We start from the raw sequence: 23256 nt of genomic DNA on the forward strand, positions 1-23256 counted from the left end.
CCGCCGCCGCGCCTCGACCCCGTCCGCGCGCCGGCTCCGGCGCGCGCGCGACCCGCCCGGGCTGACACCGCGGCCGTGAGAACATGGAGACGACATGTCGATGGAACAACAGCCGACCCTGCCCCCCGTGCTCCGCCCGGCGAACCCGCCCCGGCGCGAGCTGTCCGAACTCGCCTCCCTGTTCGCCCGCTCCGTGCGGGGCGACGTGGAGGGCGTCGCTCTCAGTGGCATCACCCTCGCCACGGCCGATCTGCGCCCGGGTGAGGCCTTCGTCGCCATCCGCGGCGTGAACCGCCACGGCGCGGACTTCGCGAAGACCGCCGCCGAGAAGGGAGCGGTCGCGGTGATCACGGACCAGGCGGGTGCCGACATCGCCGCCGACGCCGGCCTCCCGATCCTCATCGTCGACGACCCCCGCGGCGTGCTCGGCGCGCTGAGCGCCTGGGTGTACGGCACGGGCGCGGAGGATCCGCTCCCCCTCCTGTTCGCGACCACCGGGACGAACGGCAAGACGAGCGTCTCCCACCTCCTCGAGGGCATCCTCGAGCAGATGGGCGTCGTCACCGGGCTCTCCTCCACGGCTGAGCGGCACATCGCGGGCGAGGTCATCGTCTCGCGGCTCACCACCCCCGAGGCCTCCGAGATGCACGCCCTCCTCGCGCTGATGCGGGAGCGCGAGGTCGAAGCCGTCGCGGTCGAGGTCAGCGCCCAGGCCCTGTCCCGGCACCGCGTCGACGGTATCCGGTTCGACGTCGCGGGGTTTACCAACCTCAGCCACGACCACCTCGACGACTACGCCGACATGGAGGAGTACTTCGAGGCGAAGCTGCCGCTCTTCCGCCCCGACCGCGCCGTGCGCGGCGTCGTCTGCCTCGACTCGTCCTCCGGCGCCCTCGTCGTCGAACGCTCCGAGATCCCCGTCGTCACCGTCGGGACGCCCTCCATCGCCGCCGACGCCGATCAGGCATCGCGAGCGGACTGGGTGGTCGTCATCGAGACGAGCGGGCGACCGGCACCACGTTCACGATGACGGGACCGGCCGGCACGCTCACCACGACCGTCCCCGTGATCGGTCCGCACATGGCCGCGAACGCGGCGCTGGCGATCGTCATGCTGCTCGAGGGCGGCTATGCCTGGGAGCGGATCGTCGGGGCCGTGCAGCGCGACGGCGGCATCCGGGCCTACCTGCCCGGTCGCACGCAGCTCGTCTCGGGCGCGCAAGGGCCGGCCGTCTTCGTCGACTTCGGCCACTCGCCCGACGCCTTCGAGAAGACCCTGGCCGCCGTGCGGCGGGTGACCCCCGGCAAGGTGCTCATGCTCTTCGGGGCCGACGGGGACCGCGACGCCAGCAAGCGCTTCGACATGGCCCGCACCGCGGTGGAGGGCAGCGACATCCTCGTCGTGACCGATCACCACCCCCGGTTCGAGGACCCGGCGTCGATCCGCGCGACGCTCGTCGAGGGCGCGCGTCGCGCCCGTCCCGACGCCGAGATCCACGAGTACTCCCCGCCGGAGGCCGCGATCGTGGCCGCCGTCGGACTCGTCGGCGACGGCGACGCGATCCTCTGGGCGGGACCCGGCCACCAGGACTACCGCGACATCCGCGGAGTGCGGACGCCGTACTCCGCCCGCGAGCTCTCCCGGCGTGCGCTGAAGGCCGCCGGATGGCCCGTCCCGGAGCCGCGCTGGCCCGTGCCGTACCCGGACGAGGACTGACCCCGCGCCGCGTCAGGCGGCGGCGATGAGCTGGTCGGCCTTCCGCCGCGCCCAGTCCTCCGCCGCCGCGAGCGATTCCACGGTCAGCGTGTCCGGAGCGTCGTGCGCGTCGACGACCCGCTGCACGGTGTCGACGATGCCGAGGAACGGCAGGCGTCCCTCGTGGAACGCGTCCACGGCCTGCTCGTTGGCGGCGTTGTAGACCGCGGGGAAGGTGCCTCCGGCACGCCCGACCGCCTTCGCGAGTGCCACCGCGGGGAAGGCGTCGTCATCGAGCGGCTCGAACGTCCACGACGTGGCGGTGGTCCAGTCCAGCGGGCGGCCCACACCGCCCACCCGGTGCGGCCAGTCGAGGCCCAGCGAGATCGGCAGCCGCATGTCCGGCGGAGAGGCCTGGGCGATGGTGGATCCGTCGATGAACTCCACCATGGAGTGCACGATCGACTGCGGGTGCACGACGACGTCGATGTCGTCGTAGGGCACGTCGAACAGCAGGTGCGCCTCGATGACCTCGAGGCCCTTGTTGACCAGCGTGGCGGAGTTCGTGGTGACGGTGCGTCCCATGTTCCACGTGGGGTGCGCGAGCGCATCCTGCGGCGTGACAGCGGTGAGCTCGTCGCGCGACTTCCCGCGGAAGGGCCCGCCCGAGGCCGTGACCACCAGCCGACGGATCTCGTCGTGCGTACCGGAGCGCAGAGCCTGCGCGAGGGCGGAGTGCTCGGAGTCCACGGGGACGATCTGACCGGGCGCCGCCGCGGCGAGCACCAGATCACCGCCGACGATCAGCGACTCCTTGTTCGCCAGGGCGAGCGTCCGCCCCTCCTCCAGCGCAGCCAGCGTCGAGCCCAGACCGATCGAGCCGGTGATCCCGTTCAGCACCACATCGGCTTCGACGTCACGGACCAGCTGCTCCGCCTCCGCGGCGCCCAGAGCGGTGTGCTCCACCTGGAACTGCGCCGCCTGCTCGGCCATCATCGCCGCGTTCGATCCTGCGGCGAGACCGACGACCTCGAAGCGTCGAGGATTGGCACGGATCACATCCAGCGCCTGGGTGCCGATGGAACCGGTGGAGCCGAGGATGATGACGCGACGCATGACGCCAGCCTAGGACACGCCGCGACGGCGGCCCTACTGCTGCGGCTGGACCGGGGTCGTCGCGAGGATGTCGACGACGAACACGAGGCTCTCGTCCTGCAGCTCGTGGCCCTCGCTCGCGCCGTAGCCGTCGGACGGCGGCATGACGACGAGGACCTGCGAACCGACCTTCTGCCCCTCGAGCGCCTTCTGGAAGCCGGCGACGACCCCCGTGGTCTGGAACTGCGCGGGGGCGGCGTCGCGGCTCCAACTGGAGTCGAACTCCTCGCCGTCGGACCATTTCACGCCGAGGTACTGCACGACCACGAGGTCGCCGGACGCGACCGTCGCACCGTCGCCCTGCTTGAGGACGGAGACCTTCGTCTCGGTCGGCGCGTCGCCGTCCGGGATCGTGACGGACGGCTTGCCGTCGTCGTCGAGCTCGACCTCGGGCATGCCGGCGGTCGGCTCGACGGGCTCACCGGTCGCGACCTCGGGGAGTCGGTCGACGGCCTCCGCGTAGACGACGATGTTGCTCTGCCCCTCACCGAGCGCGCTGCCGGGGATGGCGAGGACGACGCGGGATCCGACCGGCTCGCACTCCAGCGCGGCGACGAACAGCGACGACTGATTCGGGTCGAGGAGCACGGGGAGAGTGCCGTCCTCGCCGCGCGCCGACGAGTCGACCACGTCGCCGCTGGCGGCATCGACGATCTGGTACTGGACGGAGACGAGGTCGTTCGCCGCGAGGTCGTCTCCCTCGCCCTCGGACACGACGGTCCGCTCGACGTTCGCGAACTCCGCATCGTCGGGAACCGTGATCTTGGCGTCGAGGCCTTCGCCGTCCACCTCGATGGCGTCCGAGGTGTCGCCGGCCTTCGCGTTCACGAGGCACTGGCTCGACCCGGAGGCGTCCGGGGAGGAGGTGCTCTGCGGATCGCCATTCCCGGAGCAGCCCGCCAGCAGCAGGGTCGCCGCAGCGACGGTGGACAGGACGAGCAGCGGACGGGTGCGCACAGGAAGACCTCACGATCGCGGGCGGGAGCTTCCATCCTGCCTCATCGCCCTTTGCTCGCGCTGGGAAGCGGCGGCGCGAGTCTTCATTCCCACGTCGGCATGGATCCGGGAGTAGCCTGCTCTGATGAGCTCTGAGCAGTCCGTGGACCCCGAAACCCCCTCAGAGGACTCCCCGAAGCCCCGGCACGCCGGGTTCACCTACGCCCTGGGCCGCAGCCTCATCGCCCCGCTCGCCCGGATCGTCTACCGGCCGCACATCGAAGGACGCGAGCACGTCCCCACCACCGGCCCGGTGATCTTCGCCAGCAACCACCTGTCGTTCATCGACTCCATCGCCATCCCGGTGGCGGCTCCGCGGCCCGTGCACTTCCTTGCGAAGTCGAGCTACTTCGAGGGCACCGGCGTGAAGGGCTGGGCGTCCAAGACGTTCTTCGAGGCGATCGGCGCGATCCCGGTCCGCCGCGGCGCCGGCCAGGCGGCGCTCGACGCCCTCGACCTGCAGCGTCAGCTCCTCGACGAGGGCCTCGCCGTCGCGCTGTACCCCGAGGGCACCCGTTCCACCGACGGCCGGCTGTACAAGGGCCGCACGGGCGTGGCGTTCCTCGCCCTGCAGACCGGCGCCCCCGTCGTCCCCGTGGGACTCATCGGAACTGACAAGGTGATGCCGGTCGGCGCCAAGATGCCCACGCTGTCCGAGCGGATCACCGTGCGCTTCGGGGAGCCCCTGGATCTGTCTCCGCACGGACCGGCGACGAGCGGCCGCGCGCGCCGACTCGCGACCGACGAGATCATGGCCGCGATCCACGCCCTCTCCGGTCAGGAGCTCGCGGGCACCTACAACGAGGCGCCGGCGCAGAACACGATCGAGAAGATCAAGCAGGCGCTCCCGCACGAGCGCCGCTGAGCGGCCCGTTCAGCCGGCGGCCCGCACCGTCGCCTCGTGCCGGACGGGGAAGTTGACCGAGTTGGCGATGAAGCACCACTCGTTCGCCTGGGCGTGCGCCCGCTCGGCCGCCTCGATCATCGACGCCTCGGCGACGACGACCTCCGGTCGCAGCAGCACCTCGACGAAGGACCCGCCGCCGGCGCCGTTCTCGCGCATCAGGCCGCTCGCGGTGTCGCGATAGGACACGACCACCACGCCGGCCGTCACGCACGCGTGCAGATAGGACAGCAGGTGGCACTCCGAGAGGGAGGCCAGCAGGAGGTCCTCCGGATTCCAGCGCGACGGATCGCCGCGGAAGGGCTTGTCGGACGACGCGAGCAGCTCGGGCTTCCCCTCGACCTCGATCGTGACGTCACGGCGGTAGTCGCGATAACCGCTCGTGCCGGACCCGGCGTTGCCGGTCCAGGTGGAGGTGAGGGCGTAGCGGTGCTCGCCGAGGGCCCGGGGAGTCGTCTGCTCTGGCATGCGCCCAGTCTGCCAGGCGGCGCCGACACCCGGGCTCCGCCCTCGACGGAGCCGCGCCGCACCCGCCGGTAGAGTTGTCGGGTGCTGGAGACTCTCACCGTTCAGGATTCCGTCGAACTCGCCGTCGTGGAGCGGAGCGGCTTCATCGAGTCGCGTCATGCCGGTGCGGCCGTCGTGCTGTCGCCCGAGGGCGAGGTGGTCGCGCGGCATGGGAACGCGGAGGCACTGATCCTCCCCCGCTCCAGCCTCAAGCCCCTGCAGGCAGTCGCCTGCCTCACGGCGGGCGCCGTGCTCGAGGGAGAGCAGTTGGCTCTGTCCACCGCCAGCCATTCCGGAACCGACCGGCACGCCGAGGTCGTTCGCGAGATGCTCACCGCCGGCGGCCTCAACGAGGACGACCTCGCCTGTCCCCCGGCGTGGCCGAGCGACTCCGCGACCCGCGACGAGATGGTGCGCGAGCACGGCCAGGAGGCGCGGGTCCGGATGAACTGCTCGGGCAAGCACGCCGCGATGCTCCGCGCCTGCATCGCGACCGGCTGGCCCGTCGAGGGCTACCTCGATCCGACCCACCCGCTCCAGGCCCACATCCGTGACGTCATCGAACGCCTGACCGGCGAGAAGATGGCGCACACCGCGATCGACGGCTGCGGCGCCCCGGTGTACGCCCTCACCCTCACGGGCCTGGCCCGTGCGATCCACCGCGTCGGCACCGCCTCCGAGCGCTCCCCGTTCGCGCTGCATCGGGTGGCCGGCGCCCTGGTGAAGGCCGTCCGCGAGAACCCCTGGACCATCGATGGTCCGGGGCGCCTGACACGATCGCGATCGAGCGGCTCGGCGTCTTCGCGAAGGGCGGCGCGGAGGGCGTCATGGTGATGGTGGCTCCGAACGGGACCACGGTCGCCCTCAAGATGCTGGACGGCGGTGCCCGGGCATCGACGATCGTGGCCGCCACGCTGCTGGCGCGCGCCGGCGGCCTCAGCGAGGCCGACGTGACCGCGCTGGCCGAGGCCCTGCCGCTCGCGGTGCTCGGTGGCGGCTCCCGCGTCGGCGTCGTCCGGCCCGGCGCGGGTATCTGACCGCATATCCGCGGCACGGGATCCGTGTGCCGCCGGCGGGTGGTCATCGACGCCCCAGAGCATCGATGACCACACGCCGGGGTGCGCGGTCGCCGATCACGGACCACGCGCGTCCGGCGTCGGGTCGGGCGTACGGCGGGCGAGCGCGGATGCCGACGAGCTGACGCAGCTCGCTGGGCCGCTCCGCCCGGATCAGCACCTCCCCGTGCGACCGCACCCGCTGCCACAGCGCCCAGTGACGTTGCCAGCTCTCGGCATCGGCGACGAGCACGAGCGGCTTGCCGTTCCGGCTCGTCTCGGCACCCGCGGCCTGCACGTCCCACTCCGGGTGCGCCGAGGCCAGCGTCTCGACGACCGAGGCCGCGCCCGGGGTGACCAGCGCCGTCAGCTCCCCCGCCGGTGCCCAGGCCGGCGCCACCTTTCGGAGGGGCTGCACCGGCCATACGGGCACGCCCTCGGTGTCGATCCACGCGAACTGCATCTCCCGCTCCTCGAGGACCGCCCGCCCCGGCGGCCGGTCTCGTCGGAAGGCCGCCAGCTCGCCACCGGCGGCGAGGTGCTCGACCCGGGTGGGCATCCGGAGCACCGCCCGTCGCGGAAGCGCATCGAACACGCGCGCCAGAGGGCCCACGGCCCGGCTCGCCGCCAGCACCCAGGTGACGGCCGCCTTCGACCGTACGAGGTGCTCCCAGCGCTGGACGAAGTCCTGACCGTCTTCGAGAGGCAGCGCCGCATGGAGAGCGTCGAGGTCGTCGGCGAGCACGACATCGGACGGAGCGCCGTCCTCCTCCGTCCATGCGAGGAGCTGATCGACGGCGCTCTCGGGGTCATCAGGGAACCACGTGCATTCCGGATACTGCGCGGCGATCACGCGCAGCGCTGTCGTCCTGCCGGTCCCCGGAGCGCCGAGCACAGCGAGGCCGCGCTCGTGCCCCGGACGCAGGACCTCCAGCGGCTGCGCCTGGTGGTCGGGGTCGTCGGCGCGTCCGAGCACGATCAGCGGCCCCTCCCCGGTTCTCCGGTCGCCCGTCCTCGACCCGGCCCGCAGCGTCTCGAGCGGCAGGTGCGTGGGGAGGGCCGGGTGCCACGGCGGTGCGGACGGAGTCGTACCGGACCACCGCTCCCCGATGCGACGGATGTGCTCGTCATCCGCGAGCGCTGTGCGCACGGGGTGGGGCTCCTCGTCCTGGGGGCGTCGGAGCAGCGCCCGACCGCGCCCGTCCGCGCCCCCGGGCAGATCCGCCGCTTCCCCGGTCCCGATCACCGCTCGACTGTCGGCGGCCTCCGCGACGCGGAGGCTGATCCGCAGCGGGCAGTTCGTCGCGAGAGCGTCACGGATGACACCGGCGGCGCGCTGGGTGCCCAGGATCAGGTGCATGCCCAGCGCACGCCCCCGCGCCGCGACATCGGTGAACACCGCCGCGAGCTCCGCGTGCTCCTGCAGCAAGGCGGCGAACTCGTCGACGACGATGACCAGACGGGGCAGGTCGGTCTCGCGCACGTCCCGGGCGCCCATCGCGGCGAGGGCTGCCTCGCGACGCCGCATCTCGGCGGCGAGGCTGGCGACCCCGCGTCGCGCCTCCGTCTCATCGAGGTCGGTGATGACGCCGACCACCTGCGGCAGACCGCGCAACCGGTCGAAGGCCGTTCCTCCCTTGAAGTCCGCGAGGAGGAAGCTCACCCGGTCAGGGCCGTGTCCCGCGCAGACCGCGACGACCCAGCTGACGAGGAGCTCGCTCTTGCCCGTGCCCGTCATCCCCGTCACGATGGCGTGCGGACCGTCCTCGACGATGTCGGCTCCCACGGGCGCGCCATCCCTCCCGGTGCCCAGCGCGACGCGGAGGCCCGGCCCCGCCGGCGGCTGCGGAAGGTCTCGCAGGGCTGTCTCGGTGACGGCGGGCCCCGCCCCGTCCCGCGCGCCGCACAGCTCTGCCGCGGCCGCTGCCTGGGCGGACGAGAGGAACTCCACGGCGAGGTCGGCCTCGCCGTCGGGGGTCCGCAGCGTGGCCGCGCCCGGTTCCTCGATGTCGATCACCGTCGTGATGCCCTCCGGGACCTCGGCGCCGGACGGAACGGTCCAGATCACGGCATCCGCACGTGGCCCCGACCCGCCGGCCGAACCGGTGGCGAGGGCGAGACGGAATCCGCCGCGTCGCGCTCGCTGCGCATGCGGAAGCGCTCGGAGCGCCGGGTCGCACCCCTCGTCGCCGACGAGGGACAGCACGCTCGGCGAGAAGCGCAGGCAGAGCTGGATCACGAGAGCGCGAGCTGCGGCCTGCACGAGCGGCTCCCGGCCGCGGAGGCACACCCCACGGCCGAGGGCGACGACCCACGGCGCGTCCTCCAACACCGCGCAGCGGCGGCGGAAGGCGTGAGCACGGGCGTCGTCACCGCCTTCGCAGCGCACCCCGCTCGCCCGGGATCCGCGTCCCACCACCAGCGGGGTGTCGTCGCCCGGCGGTCGGGCATCCCGCAACGGTCGGTCGCGGATGCAGGATGCCGCATCCGGATGACGGCGGTCCCCCTGCGCCCGCTCCTGCGCGTGGCGACGATGCAGCTCGGCCTCGATGTCGGCCCAGGCGGTGCTCACCCTGAGCGCGTCGGCCTTCCGTTCCCGGCGGCGCCACCGGGCCGTGTCGAGGAGAGAAGCGCCCAGCATCAGGGGACCGAGAGCCGCGAACCACAGCGCGTGCACGGCCCCCGTCGTCATCCAGAGCGCGAGGCCGGCCGCCACGGGGACGACGGCGGCGACGAGGGGAAGCGGGCGGCGGCGGAGCGGTGTCGATGCGGACGGCAGGAGCAGCGGCGAAGGGTCCATGCCCCCAGTGCATCCCACCCCCGGTGCCGATGCGGCCTCTCCACAGGCTGCGGGGCGCTACTCCGCGGAGTCGTCGGATGGGGAGGAGGAGTCCTCGGGGTCGCTGACCTGCAGGACGATCACGGTGACGTTGTCGCGACCGCCGTTGTCGAGAGCCGCGGCGAGCATCGCGTCGACGCTCTCCCCCGGATCGGCGTGCGCGCGGAGGAAGTGCTGGATGCCGTAGTCCGTGAGCTCCTTCGTGAGTCCGTCGGAGCAGATCACGAAGCGATCTCCCGGCCGCACGTCGATGGTCACGTAGTCCGGCGCGGTGAGCTCACTGGCGCCGACGGCGCGGGTGATCACGTTGCTGTACGGGTGTCCCTCGGCCTCTTCCGGGCTGAGCTTGCCCGCCGTGATGAGCTCCTGCACGACGGAGTGATCCGTCGTGACCTGCAGCAGCCGGTCGTCGCGGAGGAGATACACGCGGGAATCGCCGATGTTCAGCGCCACCCAGTGCGGTTCCCCCTCGCGCTCATCGAGATACACACCCGTGAGCGTGGTGCCGGTGCCTTCATCGGTGGTGTCCGGATGCCCGGCGATGTCGTCCACCGCGAGAGCGAGCGCCTTCTCGATCGCGGACGGAGAGACCTCGTCCGCGTCCACCACCGCGCGCAGCCGGGTGACGGTGCTCTGGCTGGCGATCTCCCCGCCGGCGTGGCCGCCCATGCCGTCTGCGACGATGAACAACGGGTACTCGGCGAGCAGCGCGTCCTGATTCGTCTCCCGGCGTCGCCCCTGGTCGGTGACCCCGGCCCAGGACAGCAGCAACGGACGATGCGCAACCGTGACGGTGTGCGTCTTGGTCTCAGCCACGAACTGCCTCCGATGGACCTGCGGCGAAGGGGACGGGCGCAGGATACTCACACATCGTAGTGGAACTCGCTCTCCTGCTCCGCACCGGGGTCTCTGTGAACGGGGCGCGGGACGAAAGGAGGAGAGTGCACGGCCCTCCGGTGCGACGAGTCCATGCCTCCACGTTAGCGGCATGTCGGGGCGTGCCGGCACCACGGACGCGAAGAACCCCCGGTCCGGAGACCGGGGGTTCTTCCACCGTCGTCACGCAGGAGGCTGCGTGGGATCGTTCGGCGTGGTCGGCGGAGCCGGAGGCGCCGCAGGCGGAGCCGCCGGAGGCGCGGGAGGCGTGGTGGGCGGAGCCGGCGGAGTGGTGGGCGGCACCGGAGGGATCGGCGCTCCCGTCGCCGGAGCGGTCGGCGCGGCCGGCGGTGCGTAGCCCGGAGCGGCGGGCGGGGTGTACGGCTGCGTCGGAGGAGCGTACCCCTGCGGAGGGGTGCCGTAGCCCTGCGGGGCACCGTACCCCTGGGGCGCGCCGTAGCCCTGCTGCGGCGCGGCCGCGGCGGGCTGGACGGGGATGCCGTCCCAGACCGTGCGGTCGCCGAGGAATCCGTTGCCCGCCCACGGTGCCTGCTGGATGTTCGGGTTCCAGCGCGACTTGTCGAAGGCGTTGATGCCGAGCCAGACGACGGCGAGGAAGACGTAGAGGACGACCCAGACGGCGTCCTTCTGGAGCTTGAGACCCACGCGCCACGCGGCGATGGCCGAGAGCACCCCGAGGGCGAGCGAGAACAGGAAGCCGATGCCGATCCAGCTCAGCAGCGCGGCACCCGCGATCCCGTAGAGGACGAGCCACGGGCTCAGGTCGCCGAGCTTGAAGAAGATCATGGAGTTGTAGACCGGCACCCAGGCGCGCCAGTTCCCCTGGACTCCGGCCTTCTGGAAGATCTTCATGTAGAAGAGCGACACCAGGACGTATCCGGCGACCGCGATCAGCAGAATGACGAAGAAGTAGGCGAAGAGCAGGCCGAGATAGCCCGCTCCGTAGTCGTCGTAACCCATGAGGCTCACATTCTCTGGTCAGGGGAGACGGCTTTCGTCCCCCACCACGAGACTCCCCGCCTCGCATTGGACATGGTAGCGGTGCGCCCAGGGGGCGGCAACGACCGCCGGAGGCGATTCGCCGGGCTCGGGGCGGACGTCAGTCGGCGACGACCAGCTCGACCTCGCCGGGCACCTTCCCGTCCCGGAGCACGACGTCATGCGCCTGGGCCCACCGCTGCAGCGCACGGAGCGAGCCGAGCCTCGGACGATCCTCCGCCAGCGCGCGCACGAGCAGCCCCTTGCTCTTCTTGTTGAAGTGGTTCAGGGCTCTCCCCTGCTCCGTGACGACCCGCACGTACGCCGACGACACCGCGCCCGGGACCGGACCGAGCGCCGCGTAGGCTTCGCTGCGCAGATCGAGGACGAAGGCGGGGGCGTCGGCCGCGATCGCCGCCGCCGTCGGATCGGCCCAGTGGCGGCGGAGCGGCGCCACTCCGGGCAGCGCCGTGCCGGCAGCGAGCCGATACGTCGGAATCGCGTCCAGGGCGGCGACGGGGCCGAACGGGGCGCTGTGGATCCACACATGGGCATCCAGCCAGCGGCGGGACGCGGTGGACAGCGATGCCGCGTCGAGGGCGTCGAACAGCACCCCGGTGTAGCGGTCCACCGCGGGCATCGTGGGTGCGCTTCGCAGAGCCCTGTTGTGTGCGACGTCTCCTCGCTGGCGCTCGCTGAGCTTGAGCACGCGGCGCGCTGAATCCTCGTCGTCCGCGAGAGCGATGAGCGCGTCGATCACGGCGTTCCGTTGCGGCGCGAGATCGGGAAGCGCGAGCGCCGACACGTCCAGCGGGCTGCCGTCACCGCCCTCGCGCTTGGTCTCGGACGGCGGGAGCAGGATCTTCATGAAACCTCGGGGAAAAGAGACGCGTCCGCCTCGGCACCCGGGCGGGTGTCGAGGCGGACGCGATGTACAGGACTGTCAGGAGATGAGTGCCGCGTTGCCGGCCACGATCGTCAGGACGTCGCCCTCCATCGAGAGGAATCCATCCTGCGCGTTCGCCAGCACCTTGGCGCCATCCGTCTGGGTGATCCGGACCTGGCCCTCGGCGAGGATGGCCAGCACCGGCTCGTGACCGGACATGAAGCCGATCTCGCCCTCGACGGTCTTGGCGACCACGAGGCTCGCCTCTCCCGTCCAGACCTCCGCGTCGGCGGAGACGAGGCTGACATGCAGCGCCATGGTCAGGCGTTCTCCTTCTGGATCTGCGCCCAGCGCTCCTCCACGTCGGAGATGCCACCGACGTTGAAGAAGGCCTGCTCGGCGACGTGGTCGAAGTCACCGCGGGTGATCGCATCGAACGACTCGATGGTCTCCTTCAGCGGCACGGTCGAGCCCTCGACGCCCGTGAACTTCTTCGCCATGTAGGTGTTCTGCGAGAGGAACTGCTGGATGCGACGTGCACGCGACACGACGATCTTGTCTTCCTCGGAGAGCTCGTCGACACCGAGGATGGCGATGATCTCCTGCAGCTCCTTGTTCTTCTGGAGGATCTGCTTGACCGTGGTGGCCACGCGGTAGTGGTCCTCGCCCAAGTAGCGGGGGTCCATGATGCGCGACGTCGAGGTCAGCGGGTCGATGGCCGGGTACAGACCCTTCGACGCGATCTCACGCGAGAGCTCGGTCGTCGCGTCGAGGTGCGCGAAGGTCGTGGCCGGAGCCGGGTCGGTGTAGTCGTCGGCCGGCACGTAGATCGCCTGCAGCGAGGTGATCGAGTGACCGCGCGTCGAGGTGATGCGCTCCTGGAGGAGGCCCATCTCGTCGGCGAGGTTCGGCTGGTACCCCACGGCGGAGGGCATGCGGCCCAGCAGCGTGGAGACCTCGGAACCGGCCTGCGTGAAGCGGAAGATGTTGTCGATGAAGAGCAGCACGTCCTGCTTCTGCACGTCACGGAAGTACTCCGCCATCGTCAGAGCCGACAGCGCGACGCGCAGACGCGTCCCCGGCGGCTCGTCCATCTGGCCGAAGACGAGGGCGGTCTTGTCGAAGACGCCCGCCTCCTCCATCTCGTGGATGAGGTCATTGCCCTCACGGGTGCGCTCACCGACACCGGCGAACACCGACACGCCACCGTGGTCCTGCGCGACGCGCTGGATCATCTCCTGGATGAGGACGGTCTTGCCGACGCCGGCACCACCGAAGAGACCGATCTTCCCACCCTGCACGTACGGGGTGAGGAGGTCGATCGACTTGATGCCCGTCTCGAACATCGTGGTCTTCGACTCGAGCTGGTCGAAGTTCGGGGCCTTGCGGTGGATGGGCCAGCGCTCCGTGACCTCGATGGTCTCACCGGGCTCGCCGTTGAGGACCTCGCCGATCACGTTGAAGACCTTGCCCTTGGTGATGTCACCGACGGGGACCGAGATGGCCTCACCGGTGTCACGCACCTCCTGACCGCGGACGATGCCGTCGGTCGGCTTCAGGGCGATGGCGCGGACCAGGTCGTCGCCGAGGTGCTGCGCGACCTCGAGCGTGATCTCGGTGGACTCCTCGCCGATCGTGATCGTCGTCTTCAGCGCGTTGTAGATGTCGGGGATCGAGTCGTGCGGGAACTCGATGTCGACAACCGGACCGTTGACGCGGGCGACGCGCCCGACGACCGCGGTCGCCGGCTGCTCAGCCGTGGCGGTGGTGGTCATTTCTTCGTCTCTTTCCTGAGGGTCTGTCAGCTCGATGCGAGAGCGTCGGCGCCACCGACGATCTCGGCGATCTGCTGGGTGATCTCGGCCTGACGCGCGTTGTTGCGCAGGCGGGTGTAGTCGGTGATGAGCTTGTCGGCGTTGTCGCTGGCCGACTTCATCGCCTTCTGCGTCGCGGCCTGCTTGGCGGCGGACGACTGCAGGAGGGCGTTGAAGACGCGGCTCTGGATGTACACCGGCAGGATCGCGTCGAGCACCGTCTCGGCGTCGGGCTCGAACTCGTACAGCGGGTAGACGGTGCTGCCCGCCTCCGAGTCGTCGGCCTCCGCGATCTCCAGCGGCAGCAGGCGCACGGACTCCGGCGACTGCGTCATCATGCTGACGAAGCGGTTGTACACGAGGTGGATCTCGTCGACGCCGCCGTCCTCTCCCCCACGGTTGAAGGCCTCGAGAAGCGTCTGCGAGATCTCCTCCGCCGTGTGGAACGAGGGGGTGTCGGTGTCGCCGGTCCACTCTGCAGCGGCCTCGATACGACGGAACTGGAAGTACCCGACGGCCTTGCGGCCCACGAGGTAGAACACCGGCTCCTTGCCCTGCTCACGCAGGAGCTCCGCGACCTCGAGACCCTCACGGAGGATCTGCGAGTTGAAGGCTCCGGCGAGGCCGCGGTCCGACGAGAAGATCACGACCGCGGAGCGGCGGATCGTCTCGGGCTCGCGGGTGAGCGGGTGGTCGACGTTCGAGTGCGTCGCGACGGCGGACACGGCCCTCGTCACGGCCCGCGCGAAGGGAGTGGACGCCTTGACGCGTGCCATCGCCTTCTGGATGCGCGAAGCCGCGATGAGTTCCATCGCCTTCGTGATCTTCTTGGTCGTCTGAGCAGAAGAGATCTTCTGCTTGTAGACCCTGAGTTGAGCGCCCATGAATCAGTACCTCACGCGATTACGCGCGACGACCCTTGACGATCTTCTCCTGGTTGACGTCCTCGGCCTCGGCCGCAGCGTGCTCCTCGTGACCAGGGGCGCCGATGGCGTGGCCCTTGCCGCCCTGGAACTCCAGGAGGAAGTTGTCGGTCTGCTTGTCGAGCTCGGCGACGGTCGCGTCGTCCAGCACGTTCGTCTCCCGCAGCGTGTCGAGCACCTTGGTGTTGCGACGCAGGTAGTCGAGCAGCTCGCGCTCGAAGCGCAGCACGTCCTCGACCTCGATCGAGTCGAGCTTGCCGTTGGTGCCGGCCCAGATCGAGACGACCTGCTCCTCCACCGGGTACGGCGAGTACTGCGGCTGCTTGAGCAGCTCGGTCAGACGGGCACCGCGCGAGAGCTGACGGCGCGACGCGGCGTCGAGGTCCGACGCGAACATCGCGAACGCCTCGAGCGAGCGGTACTGCGCCAGCTCCAGCTTCAACGTTCCGGAGACCTTCTTGATCGACTTCACCTGGGCGTCACCACCGACACGCGACACCGAGATACCCACGTCGACCGCGGGACGCTGGTTGGCGTTGAAGAGGTCGGACTGCAGGAAGATCTGGCCGTCGGTGATCGAGATCACGTTGGTCGGGATGTACGCCGAGACGTCGTTCGCCTTGGTCTCGATGATCGGGAGACCCGTCATCGAACCGGCACCGAGCTCGTCGGACAGCTTCGCGCACCGCTCGAGCAGACGCGAGTGCAGGTAGAAGACGTCGCCCGGGTAGGCCTCGCGGCCCGGCGGGCGGCGGAGCAGCAGGGAGACGGCACGGTAGGCCTCGGCCTGCTTCGACAGGTCGTCGAAGATGATCAGGACGTGCTTGCCGCCGTACATCCAGTGCTGGCCGATGGCCGAACCGGTGTACGGAGCGAGGTACTTGAAGCCGGCGGGGTCGGACGCCGGCGCCGCCACGATGGTGGTGTACTCCAGAGCGCCGGCCTCTTCGAGCGCGCCCTTCACCGAAGCGATGGTCGAGCCCTTCTGACCGATGGCGACGTAGATGCAGCGGACCTGCTTGTTGACGTCGCCGGACTCCCAGTTGGCCTTCTGGTTGATGATCGTGTCGATCGCGATGGCCGTCTTGCCGGTCTGACGGTCGCCGATGATGAGCTGGCGCTGGCCGCGGCCGACCGGGATCATCGCGTCGATGGCCTTGATGCCGGTCTGCATCGGCTCGTGGACCGACTTGCGCTGCATGACGCCGGGGGCCTGGAGCTCGAGCTCGCGGACACCCTCGGTCGCGATCGCGCCGAGGCCGTCGATCGGGTTGCCGAGCGGGTCGACCACGCGGCCGAGGTAGCCGTCACCGACCGGGACGGAGAGGACCTCACCCGTGCGGGTGACTTCCTGACCGGCCTCGATGCCGGTGAAGTCGCCGAGGACGACGACGCCGATCTCGTGCTCGTCGAGGTTCAGCGCGAGACCCTTGGTGCCGTCGGCGAAGGTCACGAGCTCGTTCGCCATGACGCCGGGAAGTCCCTCGACGTGAGCGATGCCGTCGGCGGCGTCGATGACGGTGCCGACCTCGGTCGCCGCGGCCCCGGTGGGCTCGTACGCGGCGGCGAAATCCTTCAGCGCGTCACGGATGACGTCGGGGCTGATCGATAGTTCTGCCATTGTCTTCCCTTTGTATCTGGGTGCGCGGTTCCCCGCGCGAAGTCGTGTTAGCCCGCGAGCTTCTGGCGAAGATCGGCGAGTCGTGCGGAGATGCTGCCGTCGATGACGTCATCGGCGATCTGCACGCGCAGGCCTCCGACGACGCTGGGGTCGATGACGACGTTGAGGGACACCTGGCCGCCGTATCGCTGCGAGAGCGTCTGGCCGAGTCGCGTGCGCTGGGCGTCGCTGAGCTCGGTCGCCGTGTGCACCGTGGCCACGAGGCGGCCGCGCTGGCTCGAGACGATGCGCATCGCCCGGCTCAGCAGCTGCCGCACCCGGCGCTCGCGCGGCTGACGCACGAGGGACGTGACGATGAGGGCCGTCGGAGCGCTGGCGGAGGCGTCGGCGAGGAGACGCTCGACCAGGGCGGCCTTCGCGTCCTCTCCCCCGAGCCGGCTGCCGAGAGCGAGTTCGAGCTCCGGGTTCGCCGCGATCACGCGCGTGAAGCCGAAGAGCTCTCCCTCGATGTCCGCGCCGGGCTCGGCGATGGTCGCCGCCCGGATCGCGAGCTCTTCGAGGCCGTCGATCAGCTCGGACGCGTTCGACCAGCGCTCGGCGACCGCGGTGCGCAGGACGTCCTGCGCTGCGGAGCCGTACTGGCCGAACACCGCGGACACGACGTTCTGCCGGGCCGTGGTCGGAGCCGAGGGGTCAGCCAGCGCGCCGCTCAGCTGAGACGATTCGCCCACGGCCCGCGCGGCCGCGAACAGCTCGCGCGCGGTCTCGAGGGTGACGTCCTTCGCTGCGGCAAGCGTCTGAGTGGATGCCGCGAGTGCCTGAGCGGTCGCGCTGCCCATTACGACTGCCCGCCCGGTACCTGAGCCTGTCGAAGGTCGGATGCTTCGAGATCGGCGAGGAAGCGGTCGACCACGGCGGCCGCGCGAGCGTCGTCGGAGAGCGTCTCGCCGACCACGCCGCCGGCGAGGTCGAGAGCGAGCGAGCCGACCTCGCTGCGCAGGGAGACGAGAGCCGTCTGGCGCTCGGCCTCGATCTGCGTGTGCGCGGTGGCGGTCAGACGCGCGGCCTCGCTGGCTGCGGTCTCCTTCGCCTCGGCGATGATCTTCTTGCCGTCCTCACGGGCGGCCTCACGGATCTCACCGGCCTCGGTACGCGCCTCGGCGAGCTGCCGGGTGTACTCCTCGAGAGCCGCTTCCGCCTGCTTCTGCGCCTCATCGGCCTTGGCGATGTTGCCCTCGATGGCGGCGGACCGCTCGTCGAGCATCTTCGTCAGACGGGGAAGGGCGACCTTCCACACGACGGCGAGGATGATGAGGAACCAGAAGCCCGACCAGATGATGTCGTACCACGCGGGGATCAGCGGGTTGTTCGCCGCCTCACCCTCAGCCGCGAGGTTCGTGACAAGAGCGTTCAGCATCCTGTCTCCTTCAGAAGTCGGTGGGGATTACGGGAAGGGGATGAATCCGACGGCGATGCCGACGAACGCAAGCGCCTCGGTGAAGGCGATACCGATCCACATGAGGACCTGCAGGCGACCGGCCAGCTCGGGCTGACGGGCGACGCCCTCGATGGTCTTGCCGACCACGATGCCCACACCGATGGCCGGGCCGATGGCCGCGAGGCCGTAGCCGACCGCCGCGAGGTGGCCGTTGATTTCAGCGAGAACCGTAGTTGCGTCCACGGGTTTTTCCTTTCGTTGGGTGGGAGGGCTGTTGCCCGCCCGCTCAGTGCTCTTCTGCGACCGCGAGCTGGATGTAGACCGCGGTGAGGACGGTGAAGACGTATGCCTGCAGGACGGCCACCAGGATCTCGAAGAGAGTGAAGGCGCCACCGAAGGCGAGGGTTCCGATACCGAGGGCGGCCCAGCCGCCACCCGCGGTGAAGAAGAAGAACTGGGTCGCTGCGAAGCAGAGGACCAGGATCATGTGGCCGACGACGAGGTTCATCAGCAGTCGCAGGGTGAGGGTCACCGGGCGGATGATGAACGTCGAGATGAGCTCGATCGGCGTGACGATGAAGTAGACCGGCCACGGCACGCCCGACGGGAAGAGGGCGTTCTTGAAGAAGTTCTTCGGGCTCTTCTTGATGCCGGCGTAGATGAACGTGACGTAGCTGACCACGGCGAGCGTGAGCGGCACCGCGATGATCGCCGTTCCCGGCATGTTCAGGAACGGGATGATGCCCGTGATGTTCATGAACAGCACCATGAAGAAGATCGTGGTGAGGATCGGCAGGAACCGGTCGCCGTCCTTGCGGCCCAACAGGTCGTGGGCGATGCCGCCGCGGACGAAGCCGAGGCCCATCTCGACGAGGCTCTGGAACCGGCCGGGCACGACCTTCATGCGGCGGGTGCCGAGCCAGAGGATCAGGACGACGGCGATCACCGAGAGCAACTGGATCAGGTGGATCCGGTTGACCGGGATGGGTCCGACGTGGAAGAGGATCTCCGGGAAGAACTCATCGATCGAAGGGCCGTGGAACTCGCCATCAGAGGACGCGAGTCGGGGGGTCAGGGTCGCAGCAAGATTAAACAGCGCGGGCTCCAGCTTCGGGGCACCGGTCAGAACCGGGGCGACGATGGTCGGTGTGCTACACAGCGCAAGCGCTCGCGGGCGAGCGGCGGGCACTCCTCAACACTATCAGAATCCAAGGGTGCCCTAAGACCGCGGGGCCGTGTCCGCCGGGCCGTCCGGGGCATCGTTCGCTGCTCCCGGGGCGCGGTCCTCCGGCACCTCGGTGGGCAGCGTGGTGTCGCTGACGTTCGGCAGGCGCATCTGGGTCAGGACGACCACGTCGATGATCAGCGACATGAGCACGCCCGCCACGATCGACAGGAAGAACACCATCGGCTCGATCCACGGCTGTCCCGCGAGCAGGATCATCACGACGACGAAGACGCCGAGCTTCAGCAGCCAGCCGCCGAGCACGATCGCGAAGAAGAGCTGCACATAGAGCGGGTCGCCGTACCACCGGTTCGCGATGAGGATGCTCAGCCCGGTGATGCCGAGGAAGAGCGCAGCGAGGAGCACGCCGAGCAGTCCGCTGATCAGCCCCTCCCCCTGCGCGACGGCGAATCCGATGCCGCCGGCGACGAGGGCGAGCACGACGGTGGCCACGGCCGACCAGATGAGCGTGCGACGCAGGATCGGGGTGCTGGAAACGGGGCTCGGGCTCATCGGGGCTCCAGAGGGATCGGGTCGGGCGCGGCGCCCGCGGCGGTCTTGCGTCGGCGGGTGGGACTCAGGGTGATGACGAGGCACGCGGCGATGCCGACGACGCCGAACACGACGCCGGGGATGTACTGGCCCGGCCAGTCCTCCCTGGCGCCGACGTACATCAGGAGGACGGCGAGCGAGATGACGGCCGTCCAGGCGTAGAAGATGAGGACGGCGTCGCGGTCGCGGTGACCGAGGTCCAGCATCCGGTGGTGCAGGTGCTTGCGGTCCGGGGAGAACGGCGAGCGGCCGGCGCTCATCCGGCGCAGCACGGCGAGCCCGAAGTCCAGGAGCGGCAGGAGCACGACGAGCAGCGGAAGCAGGATGGGCAGGAAGGCGCCGATCAGCTGCGAGCGTCCGAGGCGCTCCGGGTCCAGCGCCGAGGGGTCCATCTGTCCGGTGATCGCGATGGCCGACGTCGCCATGAGCAGGCCGATGACGAGCGCACCGGAGTCGCCCATGAACAGCTTCGCCGGGCTCCAGTTCAACGGCAGGAACCCGAGGCACGCCCCGATGAGGACCGCGGCGAGGAACGTGGAGAGGTTGAAGTAGCTCGAGGCACCGGAGTCGCGCGTGAAGATGTACGAGTAGGCGAAGAACACCCCGTTGGAGATCAGGCAGACGCCGGCGACGAGACCGTCGAGGCCGTCGATGAAGTTCACGGCGTTCATGACGATCACGATCGCGAACATCGTGATCGTGATGCTCAGCCAGCTCGACACCACGATGAGGTCGCCGAACGGCAGGGAGAGGATCTGCAGGCCGCCTCCCACGGTGATGATGCCCGCGGCGAGGAACTGCGCGCCGAGCTTGATCATCCAGTCGATGTCCCAGAGGTCGTCCATGACCCCGATCACGGCGATGAGGAGGGCGGCCGCGAGGATGGACCACATGGTCTGCGGGGGCGTCCAGATGCTCTGGAAGAAGGGGTTGGCCGCCGAGATCGCGAAGGCGGCCACGATGCCGAAGAAGATCGCGACGCCGCCGAGGCGGGGCGTCGGCGTGGTGTGCACGTCGCGCTCGCGGATGCCGGGATACAGCTTGAAGCGCAGGCTCAACCGCCACACCGCCCACGTCAGCACGAAGGTGATCGCGGCGGTGACGATGATCGTGAAGAGGTACTGCTTCACGAATCCCCGTCCTGCGGCTCCGGCTCGAGCAGATCGCCCAGGACCTCGCGCAGCTGCTCTCTCGTCACCACGCCGTCCCGCAGGACCCGGACCACGCCCGGCTCGGCGTCGGAGGCGCGGCGGACGAGCGAGGTGGCGTCGATGATCGTGGACGCGACGCCGTTCCTGCTCATGCCGTCGTCCAGATACACCGCGACGCTGTCGCCCAGCATCTTCTCGGCGTCGAGCGCGGAGATCGCCGCCGCCTTGCCGGTGAGGTTGGCGCTGGACACCGCGAGCGGCCCGGTCTCGGCCAGCAGTTCGAGAACCACGCGCCCCTCGGGCATGCGCACGGCCACGGTCCCCCTGGTCTCCCCCAGGTCCCACACCAGCGAGGGCTGCGCGGGAAGGACGATCGTGAGGCCGCCGGGCCAGAAGGCGTCGACGAGGCGCTGGACCGGCTCCGGGACCTCCTCCGCGAGGGCCGTCAGCGTCTCCTTCGTGCCGACGAGAACGGGCGGCGGCTGATTGCGGCCGCGCCCCTTGGCATCCAGGAGGCGCTGCACCGCGGGCGGCGAGAAGGCGTCGGCGGCGACGCCGTAGACGGTGTCGGTGGGGATGACGATGAGGTCGCCGCGGCCGATCGCCTGACGCGCGTTGCGCATCCCGGCGAGCAGCTGCGCCTCGTCGCTGCAGTCGAAGATGGGGGACATGACGGTTCGATTCTACGCGGGGCGGGTTCGGGACGACCTCGACGTCTGCTGATCAGGGACGCACGGCGGTGGTGGCGCGATCGCGCAGCGTCAGATCGCGATGGGTGGCCGCGGCCCGCCAGCCGTCCGCCGCGAGCAGCTCCCGGATCGGAGCGCCCTGCAGCTCACCGTGCTCGATCACCAGCGTCCCCCCGGGCCGGAGCAGTCGCAGTGCGCGCGTGCTGAGGACGCGGACGACGTCGAGACCGTCCTCTCCGCCGTAGAGGGCCAGCGCCGGATCGAACAGCCGGACCTCCGGATCGCGGGGGATCGCCTGCGCCGGCACGTACGGCGGGTTGGAGATGACGACGCTCGCGGTGCCATCGAGCTCGGGGAACGCGTCTGCCAGGTCCGAGAGCACGAGGGTGAGGTTCTCGACGCCCGCGACGTTGCGTCGGGCCCAGGCGTGCGCCTCCGGAGAGAGCTCAGCGGCGTACACCCGGGCGTGCGGCACCTCGGTGGCCATCGCGAGCGCGATCGCGCCGCTGCCGGTGCCGAGGTCGACCCCGATCGGTGACGGCTCCCCCGAACCCAGGAGAGCGTCGATCGCGTACTGCACCACCGTCTCCGTCTCGGGACGCGGGACGAAGACGCCAGGGCCGACCGCGAGCTCCAGGTGCCGGAACGGCGCAGTTCCGGTGAGGTGCTGCAACGGCTCCCTGCGCGCGCGGCGGTCGACGAGGGCGTCCAGCGCCGCCGCGTCGTCATCGGTGAGCCGGTCGCCGCGGATCACCGCCGCCTGCACCTCTCCCCTGCGCTGTCCGCGGACGTGTCCGGCGAGCAGCTCCGCATCGACGAGGGGGTCGGGCACGCCGGCGTCGGCGAGACGCTGCGCCGCGGCGCGCACGGCGGCGGCGAGGGAGAGGTCGGGCATGGCTCCAGCGTAGAGTGCGCGACCGTCACAATGCCCCGTCCCCCATCGCGCTCGCCTAGGCTGGATCGGCAGCGCACCCGCACAGGAAGGCTCCCCCATGTCCGGCATCCACCCCGACATCACCACCGCTTTCGGGAACACCCCGCTCGTCCGCCTCAACCGCGTGACCGAGGGCCTCGGCGCCACCGTGCTCGCGAAGCTCGAGTACTACAACCCGGCGTCCAGCGTGAAGGACCGCATCGGCATCGCCATGATCAACGCCGCCGAGGCCGCCGGCGAGCTCGCCCCCGGCGGGACGATCGTGGAGTCGACGAGCGGCAACACCGGCATCGCCCTCGCCATGGTGGGCGCCGCGCGCGGCTACCGCGTCATCCTCACGATGCCCGCCTCGATGTCGAAGGAGCGCCGCGTGCTGCTCAAGGCGTTCGGCGCGGAGATCGTCCTCACCGACCCCACGAAGGGCATGAAGGGGGCGATCGAGGAGGTCAAGCGCATCGTCGACGAGACCCCGGGCGCCATCTGGATCCGCCAGTTCGAGAACGCGGCGAACCCGCAGATCCACCGCGAGACCACGGCGCAGGAGATCCTGCGCGACACCGACGGCGCGGTCGACATCTTCATCGCCGGCGTGGGCACGGGCGGCACGGTCACCGGCACCGGCCAGGCCCTGAAGGCGGCGAAGCCCGAGGTCCAGGTCATCGCCGTCGAACCCAAGGACTCCCCCGTCCTGACCGAAGGGCACCCCGGACCGCACAAGATCCAGGGCATCGGCCCGAACTTCGTGCCCGACGTGCTCGACCGCGAGGTGCTCGACGAGATCATCACGGCGGAGTTCGAGGACTCGCTGCGCGTGGCCCGCGCGCTCGCGGCGAAGGAGGGTCTGCTGGTCGGCATGTCCTCCGGTGCCGCCGTCTCGGCCGCGCTGACCGTCGCCGCGCGCCCGGAGAACGCCGGCAAGACCATCGTCGTGATAATCCCGGACACCGGCGAGCGGTACCTCTCCACCGCCCTGTTCGAGGATCTGCGCGAGGACTGA

Annotated in this window: 21 protein-coding genes and 2 pseudogenes; 4 read left to right on the plus strand and 19 right to left on the minus strand. The window is 70.3% G+C overall.

The genetic code is table 11. The annotated features are described in order from the left end of the window. The first annotated feature begins 100 nt into the window (after window positions 1-100). A pseudogene (locus AC2W7E_RS10470) lies at window positions 101-1716 on the plus strand (Mur ligase family protein). 12 nt (window positions 1717-1728) lie between these two features. On the opposite strand, the gene dxr reads toward AC2W7E_RS10470, so the two are convergent. Beyond that, the gene (gene dxr, locus AC2W7E_RS10475; protein WP_249522029.1) at window positions 1729-2811 is read right to left on the minus strand and encodes a 1-deoxy-D-xylulose-5-phosphate reductoisomerase; all 1083 of its coding nucleotides are present in this window, start codon (window positions 2809-2811) and stop codon (window positions 1729-1731) included. A 33-nt stretch (window positions 2812-2844) separates the two neighbouring features. Then, entirely contained in the window at window positions 2845-3807 is a 963-nt protein-coding gene (locus tag AC2W7E_RS10480; RefSeq protein ID WP_085607267.1) for an FKBP-type peptidyl-prolyl cis-trans isomerase, read from the minus strand. A 124-nt stretch (window positions 3808-3931) separates the two neighbouring features. Here AC2W7E_RS10480 and AC2W7E_RS10485 point away from each other — a divergent pair, with 124 nt between their 5' ends. Beyond that, a complete protein-coding gene (locus AC2W7E_RS10485; protein ID WP_485989051.1) occupies window positions 3932-4711 on the plus strand; it encodes a lysophospholipid acyltransferase family protein in 780 nt (259 codons plus the stop codon). 9 nt (window positions 4712-4720) lie between these two features. Here the strand turns inward: AC2W7E_RS10485 and AC2W7E_RS10490 are convergent, their stop codons facing one another. Beyond that, window positions 4721-5218 carry an OsmC family protein gene (locus AC2W7E_RS10490; protein ID WP_249522030.1) on the minus strand — a complete coding sequence of 166 codons (498 nt, stop codon included), beginning with the start codon at window positions 5216-5218 and terminating at the stop codon, window positions 4721-4723. An 81-nt stretch (window positions 5219-5299) separates the two neighbouring features. On the opposite strand from AC2W7E_RS10490, the pseudogene AC2W7E_RS10495 reads away from it, so the two are divergent. Beyond that, window positions 5300-6294: pseudogene (locus AC2W7E_RS10495) on the plus strand (asparaginase). A gap of 43 nt (window positions 6295-6337) precedes the next feature. On the opposite strand, the gene AC2W7E_RS10500 reads toward AC2W7E_RS10495, so the two are convergent. The 16 genes from AC2W7E_RS10500 to prmC form a co-directional block, all read right to left on the minus strand. Then, window positions 6338-9112, minus strand: coding sequence for an FtsK/SpoIIIE domain-containing protein (locus AC2W7E_RS10500; protein ID WP_485989052.1), 2775 nt, complete (start codon window positions 9110-9112; stop codon window positions 6338-6340). A 57-nt stretch (window positions 9113-9169) separates the two neighbouring features. Beyond that, the gene (locus AC2W7E_RS10505; protein WP_025103156.1) at window positions 9170-9967 is read right to left on the minus strand and encodes a PP2C family protein-serine/threonine phosphatase; all 798 of its coding nucleotides are present in this window, start codon (window positions 9965-9967) and stop codon (window positions 9170-9172) included. Window positions 9968-10210: 243 nt separating this feature from the next. Further along, window positions 10211-11008, minus strand: coding sequence for a large exoprotein (locus tag AC2W7E_RS10510; protein ID WP_485989053.1), 798 nt, complete (start codon window positions 11006-11008; stop codon window positions 10211-10213). 139 nt (window positions 11009-11147) lie between these two features. Beyond that, window positions 11148-11894, minus strand: coding sequence for a YaaA family protein (locus tag AC2W7E_RS10515; protein WP_485989054.1), 747 nt, complete (start codon window positions 11892-11894; stop codon window positions 11148-11150). A 75-nt stretch (window positions 11895-11969) separates the two neighbouring features. Further along, window positions 11970-12230 carry a F0F1 ATP synthase subunit epsilon gene (locus AC2W7E_RS10520; RefSeq protein WP_025103153.1) on the minus strand — a complete coding sequence of 87 codons (261 nt, stop codon included), beginning with the start codon at window positions 12228-12230 and terminating at the stop codon, window positions 11970-11972. 2 nt (window positions 12231-12232) lie between these two features. Further along, window positions 12233-13687 carry a F0F1 ATP synthase subunit beta gene (gene atpD, locus AC2W7E_RS10525; protein WP_025103152.1) on the minus strand — a complete coding sequence of 485 codons (1455 nt, stop codon included), beginning with the start codon at window positions 13685-13687 and terminating at the stop codon, window positions 12233-12235. Window positions 13688-13713: 26 nt separating this feature from the next. Beyond that, window positions 13714-14610: a F0F1 ATP synthase subunit gamma gene (locus tag AC2W7E_RS10530; protein WP_025103151.1), complete on the minus strand. Its 897-nt coding sequence runs from the start codon at window positions 14608-14610 to the stop codon at window positions 13714-13716. A gap of 19 nt (window positions 14611-14629) precedes the next feature. Continuing rightward, a complete protein-coding gene (gene atpA, locus AC2W7E_RS10535; protein WP_062634989.1) occupies window positions 14630-16270 on the minus strand; it encodes a F0F1 ATP synthase subunit alpha in 1641 nt (546 codons plus the stop codon). 47 nt (window positions 16271-16317) lie between these two features. Beyond that, entirely contained in the window at window positions 16318-17109 is a 792-nt protein-coding gene (locus AC2W7E_RS10540; RefSeq protein WP_485989055.1) for a F0F1 ATP synthase subunit delta, read from the minus strand. After that, a complete protein-coding gene (locus AC2W7E_RS10545) occupies window positions 17109-17687 on the minus strand; it encodes a F0F1 ATP synthase subunit B (RefSeq protein WP_060922506.1) in 579 nt (192 codons plus the stop codon). Before AC2W7E_RS10545 ends, AC2W7E_RS10540 begins: the two co-directional genes overlap by 1 nt. A 27-nt stretch (window positions 17688-17714) precedes the next feature. Beyond that, window positions 17715-17951: an ATP synthase F0 subunit C gene (gene atpE / locus AC2W7E_RS10550; protein ID WP_025103147.1), complete on the minus strand. Its 237-nt coding sequence runs from the start codon at window positions 17949-17951 to the stop codon at window positions 17715-17717. Window positions 17952-17994: 43 nt separating this feature from the next. Further along, window positions 17995-18816 (minus strand): F0F1 ATP synthase subunit A, encoded by an 822-nt coding sequence (gene atpB, locus AC2W7E_RS10555; RefSeq protein ID WP_051582206.1) that lies wholly within the window; start codon window positions 18814-18816, stop codon window positions 17995-17997. A 111-nt stretch (window positions 18817-18927) separates the two neighbouring features. After that, the gene (locus AC2W7E_RS10560; protein ID WP_025103145.1) at window positions 18928-19446 is read right to left on the minus strand and encodes a Cg1360 family ATP-synthase-associated protein; all 519 of its coding nucleotides are present in this window, start codon (window positions 19444-19446) and stop codon (window positions 18928-18930) included. Then, the gene (locus AC2W7E_RS10565; RefSeq protein ID WP_025103144.1) at window positions 19443-20615 is read right to left on the minus strand and encodes an MraY family glycosyltransferase; all 1173 of its coding nucleotides are present in this window, start codon (window positions 20613-20615) and stop codon (window positions 19443-19445) included. Before AC2W7E_RS10565 ends, AC2W7E_RS10560 begins: the two co-directional genes overlap by 4 nt. Next, window positions 20612-21307: an L-threonylcarbamoyladenylate synthase gene (locus AC2W7E_RS10570; RefSeq protein ID WP_025103143.1), complete on the minus strand. Its 696-nt coding sequence runs from the start codon at window positions 21305-21307 to the stop codon at window positions 20612-20614. Before AC2W7E_RS10570 ends, AC2W7E_RS10565 begins: the two co-directional genes overlap by 4 nt. Window positions 21308-21359: 52 nt before the next feature. Beyond that, window positions 21360-22220: a peptide chain release factor N(5)-glutamine methyltransferase gene (prmC, locus tag AC2W7E_RS10575; RefSeq protein WP_025103142.1), complete on the minus strand. Its 861-nt coding sequence runs from the start codon at window positions 22218-22220 to the stop codon at window positions 21360-21362. Between the two features lie 97 nt (window positions 22221-22317). On the opposite strand from prmC, the gene cysK reads away from it, so the two are divergent. Further along, the gene (gene cysK / locus AC2W7E_RS10580) at window positions 22318-23256 is read left to right on the plus strand and encodes a cysteine synthase A (RefSeq protein ID WP_025103141.1); all 939 of its coding nucleotides are present in this window, start codon (window positions 22318-22320) and stop codon (window positions 23254-23256) included.

This window comes from Microbacterium sp. CFSPD4_SD4 (assembly GCF_057364585.1).